At 59.0% G+C, this 8,187-nt stretch carries 2 protein-coding genes; both read left to right on the top strand.

Annotation, left to right across the window (positions count from 1 at the left end; translation table 11 throughout):
* The first annotated feature begins 2,572 nt into the window (after window positions 1-2,572).
* The gene (locus tag P4L78_RS04530) at window positions 2,573-3,313 is read left to right on the top strand and encodes a hypothetical protein (RefSeq protein ID WP_309327100.1); all 741 of its coding nucleotides are present in this window, start codon (window positions 2,573-2,575) and stop codon (window positions 3,311-3,313) included.
* A gap of 773 nt (window positions 3,314-4,086) precedes the next feature.
* Window positions 4,087-6,984, top strand: a complete 2,898-nt coding sequence (locus tag P4L78_RS04525; RefSeq protein WP_309327099.1) for a hypothetical protein — start codon at window positions 4,087-4,089, stop codon at window positions 6,982-6,984.
* Window positions 6,985-8,187: the final 1,203 nt, after the last annotated feature.

Here is an 8,187-nt window from a genome sequence, read left to right as displayed (position 1 = left end):
CTGTGTGCAACAGTAGGTGTATATCTGCGTCTGAGTTTCTGTTTACTGTGCTTGTGCTTGTGCTCTCCTGGCCTTGCTGTAGCATTTCCGTCTTCCTGCTCGTGTAGTGTGCATCTTCTCCCTGTGCGTCTGTCCCCCTGTGTACGTGTGCATGTCCCTGCGTTTCTGTGCGTGTGTGTGATATCCCGCGTCCAAGACGTGTTTAGTTACAATGTCAGGCGGGGGTGCACGCAAACACACACACACACACACGTTCTCCCGGAAAAGGGCGAGTTTGTGGACCCGCCTGTTTGGGGACGTGAGCCTCTTAGTTTCTGATTCTTGACTCTTGACGCCCACGCGGGCGACGTGGGGGCAGGAAGCGCTCCTTGAAATTGGCGCGTTTGTAAATGTACCTGTAACATAACGTTCTGTATTGTGTGGGGGGCAGCACAACAAAAACGTGGCCCACCCGGGGCAAGCATTTTTTTAAAAAATGAGGGAAGGTCCATGCCCCCCAAAAATGTGTGGGGGGCTCGTTTGGACCTTGTCGTCACTTTGCCTCTCTGCAATTTCTCGCGGATGGCCAGCTCTCCGCGGTTCCCGCTTGTCACATTCGATGGACAACTGACCGATCAATGCCCTGCGGGGCGTTGGGTCGTCCCAGCTTTGGGGGACCCGCCGCTGAACGGCATCAAGCCAGACCGCTTCGAATTCAAAGAAGGGGAGGAGTACGTCAAGGTCAAGGGGACGGTCCTCCAGGGGCGTGCCTCACATTTGCATGCTTTACCACATCAGAGGTACTTCCTTTTTACGGAGGAGGCCATGAAGAGAGTGCTGGCGCGACAGGAGGAGCAAGAATCGCGCATCCCGCTCGGCGCTAAGCTGCCAATTCAAAACCTGGTCGGCGCGCCTCAGCTCTGCCAGGTTAGGAACGTGCCTACTTACTTTATACGTATTATGAGTCCTGTTTGAGGCCACGCCCGCCACAGGAACCGAGGAACCCGGCCGCAACAGACCCAAGAGGCACAGTTCAGGGTTCGTGCCCTTCGCATCGCGTCCCGGGCTGTTCGCGCCCGTTTTGTGCATCTATGCCTTGTATTATTGGTTTGCAGCCAGCGAAGTTGAGGGGGCGGCATTCACACTGGTGGAACTTGGCCAACGTGTCCGGCAGCTTGATGACGACGTTTCACCCCGTGCGTGCGACCTCACACTGCTTCGCATCGGCGAAATTAGCGCATCTTTCTTATTCTCTTTGCAGACGTGTCTGTGGAGCTGCTTGGTGAAGTGCTTCGTGAAGCTGCTGCGCAGGCTGCGTCCTTTGCTCCCGCCTTGTTTGAGAATTGGTCTGTCACGGGCACGTGGACTCGGGCTCCATTGGCGGACTTCGTTGGTGGCACCATCAGGAACGCATTCTCAACACCGTCCTCTTCTCGAGGGGTTTCAATCACACGCTCGGCGCTCACAACTGAGCCGACATGGGACGTGGTCATTGAAGGCCCCCAATGTCGCCCTGTTCCACTCTCTGCCGGACTCCAGGATGCGCTGTCGCTGCTTGCGCACGAATGGTGCATGCTCCCTCATGACGGTGATGGTTTCCCAACCACTGTCCAAGTAACGGCTGTGGGCATCAAACCCCTGCTTCTGCTCGTGCTCCCGTTGGTGGCGGGTGCCTGTGTGTGCCGTGGTGTCATCTGCGAGACAAGTGTGCTTCGTGGGCGTACAGGTACCAAGTCTTCTATGCATATTATCGTTGTGCCCTCCCCCCCCCCATGATTGCACGCGTGTATGCTCCTCCATTGGTTTTACCTCAAATTTTGTGTTCTCAACCTGTGCAGAGCTGCACAGCGAGCCTATCCTTGCCAAGCAAACTGCGGCGACAATAATTGCTGCAGTGGATCCAGGGGCAAGGCCAACAGACACCAGCTTCTCGTGTGTCCGGCACGTCTCCTGCTCAATTCTCATCCTCGGGTTGTCAGTGGGTGACAAGCCTGACCCCGCAGGCAGATGCCCCGCGTGTGCGGCCCTGTGGAAATTAAACCTGTGTCGAGCGACTGCCCGTTTTCACCAGGAGGAGGCCTCTCCAGTGATAGTGAACTTTGGTGCATCAGTTGGCGGCCCTGCTGTGACTCTGCCGAAACGAGTTTTCAGCCCCACCACGCCGAAGTGCTTTTTAAGCAAGGTAAGCTCTGACCTCTCACTCCCCCCACCCTGGAACGTGAAGGGTTCGTAGGGGGCCAGTGCTTCTTGTACACGCTCCCAATGCTTGCCTTTACGCGGCTTTTGTCAAACAGGCTGAGGAAGCAGCACAGGCCGCAGTGCGCCTGGCAATGAAAACCAAGACGGCGCTGGATAAGGCGGGGGAAGTCCAAAAGCAACTAGAGGCTAAGTTGGACCGTCGCCCAGACCTAATGGCACTGTTCACAAAAGTGTATGAGCCGCTGAAGGAGGCAGAGGAGGCGTTGAGGCGAGAGGAGGTGATTGCCAGGGCGCTGCTTCATTGCCGCCGGCACTGGCCGGGAGTGCTGTTGTTTCCCTCAGTTGTACTCTGTTTGGCCGGGGCTTTCCGGTATGTGGTTCATGCGTTTTTTTTGTGTTTACACATCCTTTTGTTTTTCAGGCCAAGCTTGCAGCAATGAAGAGGTGGCACCACGACAACAGTACTCGCCATGGTGACGCCTACCAAGAGGAGAGCAAGCGTGTCCACAACAAAGAACTCATCCGAGAGCTTCATGGCTTGAATTACAACGGTGAGTACGGGTCACGGACCAGCCAAGAGGATGGCCTTGTCGCCCTCCACGACAACGTCACTGATCAGAAGCGTTTAGTGAAACGCAAACAAGACACTGTCAAGAGCCTCAAGATCCAGCTGGCCACTGTCAATGACCTAGTCACGTCTGTCTTTGGAGCTCTGGACAAAGACGCCCATGCCTTCTTGGCTGACTCGGGAATGGACCACAACACGATTGAGGAGTTGCGGCATCTTGCCGGCCCCTCCACCATGCTTGGCGCCATGCAGCAGCACTGGCTGCAGAATCTGGGCAAGAGCCGGACAACGATGGCATACCCGCCAATGCTGATCCACTTCGCCCTCCTGGTCCACAACACCAGCCCGTCTGCTGCCCGAAAGGTACGAGCATGCTTCCCTCTCATGTTTCCCTCGGAGGCAACGCTCAGGCGGGCAAACAACACGAAGGCTGCGAGCAGTGGTGTGGGAGAGGACGCGCTGAAGCTTGCGTGGGAGTTGTCTCACGGACCCCACGTCAAGAAAGAGGACCGGTTTGGGACTCTCGAAAACGACGACGTCAGCATCCAAGAGGTACCTGTGGCGTGAGTTTGGCAGGATCTCCCTGTATGCACAATGTCATGTTCTGTGCGTGTGTGGGTGTGCAGGGTATCCTCTTCAGCGGAGACGGGAAACTGGTCGGTTTCAAAGAGGAGACACCTTTGGCACTGGCCCGACGCGCCAATAACCCAGACTTCACGTTTGAAGATCTCATACCCCAGTGTGCAACGCACGCCAACGTGTGGTACTTCCGGGGCCACAGTGGCGTCATTTCTTTCCCCTTCGCCACGTTTTTTGTGCACCAGAGCGACCAGAACAAGGCGTACGACATGGTGTTGGATCTCAACGCCTGTGTTGCAGGGCTGGCATTGTGCGACCTCCACGTCACGGCGTGTACATTCGATCTGCATCCCACAAACCTGGTATTGCTCACCTTGTGTTTCTTGCCAGTGTGCATGTACTGCGCTGGTGCTAACGTTGCGCGTAAAACTTCGCAGACATTTCAGCGCGTGTTGACCACACCGTTTGGCAAGGGCCCCCCCGACAGAGTGCACCCAAACCTGCCCTGGCTCGCTCCAAGTCCCGAACCGGCCGCTGACGCCCCTTGCGCTGTGACGCCTCCGCCCTTGGATTCAGTGCTCCCTCGTCAGCCTGAGCCTGCTGTTGCTGTGAGCACGGGTCCTGTCCGAGTCGTCTCGGGCCCGGGCACTGGCACCGGGGTTGGCGCCGGTGGCCGTCCTGTTGTGCTGCCCGAGACTGCAGCGCTTCCTGACGAGGATGACTCGGAGCCTGGTTGTGCTGGCGATAGCCCTCACTTTGGCATGGCACTGGTGGAGCGTGGCACCGTCATTACTTCGGAGATCGACGTGCGATACAGGGCACTCGTGCAGAAGTCGCTGCAACGCGCAACATACAGCCCGCATCCCCTGGACGCTGGCACACTCCTCATCCACTTTGGCGACCCCACCCACATCCTCAAGAACTGCCGCAACCATTTCGATGCGTCCTCCACTGCCGGCTCACGCAAAATGGTGAAGGTTGTCAAGAACAGCGATGGGTCCTTTCACCTGTATGACATCTCCATGTCTCATGTTCGCGAAGCTCACCAGTACAGCCAGCAGCATCACAGCTCGTGCACAACCCCGCTCACATTCACTGCCCTCAACCTGACAGCGTGGTCCAAGATGTCTGTGGCCCCGCTTCGTGCTTTGTTTCACCCCAGGACTGTGGCGCTCCTCCGCTGCGTGCAGCGAGATGCAGGGGACACCGTGTTCAGCAGCGATCCAACTGCCACCATTGAATTTCTGGATGACATGCACCTGCTCCTCACGTGCATGTTCTCACCTGGGCTCGGCCACAAGTACTGCACAGTCCAGGACAGGCGCCTGCTGCAGTGTGTCGCTATCATCGAGAAAATGGAGGCGCAAAGGCGCCTGATTCAGGAGTACGCAGCTGCAAATGGGATCCGTCCTGCTGATGCTGAACTGCTGCACTTGCCGCGTGAGACATTTGATGCGCTGGTCAAGTGTGTCTTTGGTTTCGTGCTGCTCGTGTACCACCTGACCAGCGCTGACGCAGGAAGGGGCGGCACATCTCAGGCTCTGACCACCCCCCTTCGCTTGTCATGGCCAAACAACGACCACATCGAGCATCACTTTGGCAACCTGCGCCAGTCGTCCTCCGAGACCAATCCCACCGCTCTCCGTGTGCAGCAGACAACGAAGATCGGCGTCAAACGCTACATCAGTGCCAAGCTGGTTGGCAAGGATGATCGCCAGCGTAAGTCCACTGCTGGTGACCACTCCTTCACGCCCGACCTTCCCCCTCCTGTTCCAAACGCCCGTCGCAAGCTTCTGGCCGGGGACCTTCAGGCTGGACGTGCTCGTAGTGCCAGTGAGCCTGGGTCTGAGGAAGGAGAGGACTCCGAGTCGGAGAACATTGGTGACAGCCGCCCACGCGTGCCACTGCCAGCGCCAACAGGCTGTGGTTCTTACCGTTTCGCTTGGCCCCTGACGGTTTCCCCCCAGCCAACACGACAGATAGCCAGTGGTGTGGATGAATCGGAGGTTGCTCTGAACCCAGGAGGTGATCGCCCTGCTGCTCCTCCCTGTGCCCCGCCTGCTCCAGTGGCCACACCGCTTCCTCCGGTGCTGAATGGCGCAGTTGGGGCAACCGCGGAGGTGGTAAGTGCGGTGCTGCTTCGGTTTCGGAATGCCCCTGGACCCAAGGCCTCGCAGCTGCTGGAGGAGTTTCTCTCCATTCCAGCAGGAGCTCTCAAGCAGTTCATCGAAGCGGTGCGCAAGAACGTCAACTTTGACCTCGCCAGACGCAGTGGTGGTGGGCAGCTTGAGTGGGGGGGCGCGACGTGGAGTGGGCGTATGCAGGAGGCTTACACCGCGTTCATGCAAGCATTCTTCCCTGCGACACAACGGCGGGAATGCTGGCAGCAGTGTACTGGCCACAATTCTGAGCTGTCTCCGCTCTTGTCTCTGTTCGTCTTCCACGACACGCTCTCTGTCATTTTGGCGCACCCCAGCCTCTCCCCAAGCCCAGACGCGCCGCCTTCCACCCAAGGTGCTGTGGAAGCGTATTGGTACTCCGCCCAGTTCCAAGAGCGGCATGCCGACACGTTCCACGAGGGCACAGTGGAGGCCCTGCTTCTGGAGTGTGAGGCAGACTTACCCACCCTGCACGACGAGTTCCAAACTGCGAACCTAGCGTACGTGGCGGGCTGGGACGTCTACGGGTTGCGCAAGGTTCGGCAGTTCTGCAAGCCCCGCTACCATGCGAGTGGGCGAACGCTGCCAGCAGGTGTCCGAGCCGCTGACGTTGACCAAGCTGCGCAGGCGATTGTGCGTGACCTGGACACGACAGTGGGGCCCTACGTTGCGAAATCTGTTCGCCTAGGTCCTCAACAACGCCTGACGGTGGTGACAGAGGCCTTCAAGCGCTTCATGCTTCAGCTGGAGTGGTACATCCACAAGAAGCTCCTGACACCAGCAAACACACGCAAGCACCTTGGCAACGTGATCGTGTGGTGCGCTCAGAAGCTGTCAGAGAGCGCCTTCATCCGGCGCTGTTGGGAGGGTGTGTTTACGACCAAACCCACGTCACCTGTGGAGGAGATTGCTCGGGTGTGCGTGTTGGAGCGGGCAGTGGAACGCTACATGCTCTCCCGCCAGAAGACATTCCGCAGGACGACCAGCCTCCTGCCTGAGGCGTCCTCCAACACGGCACTGCGTACCGGGCGGAAGGTGGCCGGAGCGCAGGCCATGCGCAAGGACAAGAAGCGCACCAAACCGCCCCCGGCCGCCGCCCCCCCTAGTGCAGCCACGCCGGGACCCGCAGCCCTGGCTTCAGCACCAGGCCCGCCCCTGAAGCGCCGAGGAAGGCCAGCACGATCACTTCCCCGAGTTGCTACCGTGGGGGAGCGAGTGCCGCCCTCACCTCCACCTGGCGCTGTGGCTGCCCAGGTCCCACAGGCTCCTCCAGTGCCTCCAGTTCCCGTACCGCCACCAGCACGTGTTCAAGCTGCATCCACGCGGCAAAGAGCAGCAGCACCCGGGCCAACTTCAGGGCCGATTGGGGCCATCATTGGGCCCAGAGTGGCTGCGCAGCCTACGCCCGCGCCCCCAGTTCCTCAGCTTGCCCAACAGCACCTCACCTGTCGGCACAGTGACAGGAAGCGCAAGCTCACATCGTTCCCTGACTGCTTGTGAACACACACACACACACACACACACACACACACACACACACACACACAACACACACAACACACAACACACACCAATGAATGAACTCGACTTCCGTTGTGCAGGCGTGGAGAAACGGGGCGAACTCATTGGTGAACATAACGGGCACCTCTAAAACACACAGGATGCTGAGGAGCAGCAGTGAGGGCGGGGCAACAATACACACAGACACTTGCTTCGTTGATCGCAAGGTGCACACGGGTAATAATACGCGGCTCAAACCCGCCAACGGAGTTGATGTTGGGGCACTTAGAAACACCATTTCGCGCACGGGGGCGCGACGCCCTCCTGTCCGACGGCCACCAAACTGACGAAGTCGGCGATCGTGCGGTTGAGGGCAAGCCCTTGAAGCCCCGCAGCCCCTGACGCCTGTCACAATAGGGATTGAATATATAACGGGGGAACCATCGAGAAACGCGGGCGGGGTGATGCGCCGGCGTCACGCGGAGGAGCGCAATCTTGGCAACATTCAAGATCGAGCTCCTGGCGGCCCGTGCGCTCGAAGCGAGGGGCTGGCGGGGAACCCGCGGCTGATAATACATAGCTAATGCACTTGAGCACACCAGGAGTGGGAAGGCGCCGTCGGAACTCCTCCGGGCCGCGAGAAATCGCAGAGAGGCAAAGTGACGACAAGGTTCCCCGCATAGTTTTGGGGGGCGTGGACCTTCCCTCATTTTTTTTAAAAAAAATACTTGCCCCGGCCCACCCTCCTTTTACGCGTGCGTGTTTTCCATAGGCCTTTCGCCTCGTGGGCCGCTCCTTCCGTCCCAACCCCCCCTTTGCAGCCCCTGCCCGTTGTTGTATCGATTGCTTTGTGCACAAACGCCCACTGCAGGTAAAAGTACCGGCGCGCAGCGACGGTTCTTGGATGTACAGTAGAATGGTTGCTGTCCTTGTTGCCTTTCTCGCCCTCGCTTCCTCTTGCTGTGGGACATTCCTCTTGAGCATGGGGCTGCTGGCAGCTCCTAGTCCAATCCTCTCCACCATGCGCGGTGAAACGCCCATCAGATTCTTGCCCATCGCGGACTACAAGATGCGTTGCCAGGAATGCCAGCAATGCCAGCGTTTGCCCACGTTCAGCGCGTATGGGGGGGGGGGGGGGGGGGGGGGGGGGGGGGGGGGGGGGGGGGGGGGGGGGGGGGGGGGGGGGGGGGGGGGGGGGGGGGG

It is taken from the genome of Silvimonas sp., assembly GCF_031291215.1.
Classification (GTDB): Bacteria; Pseudomonadota; Gammaproteobacteria; order Burkholderiales; family Chitinibacteraceae; genus Silvimonas; species Silvimonas soli.
The sequence above is the reverse complement of the archived record's forward strand: the minus strand, read 5'-3'. Positions and strand labels throughout refer to the sequence as shown.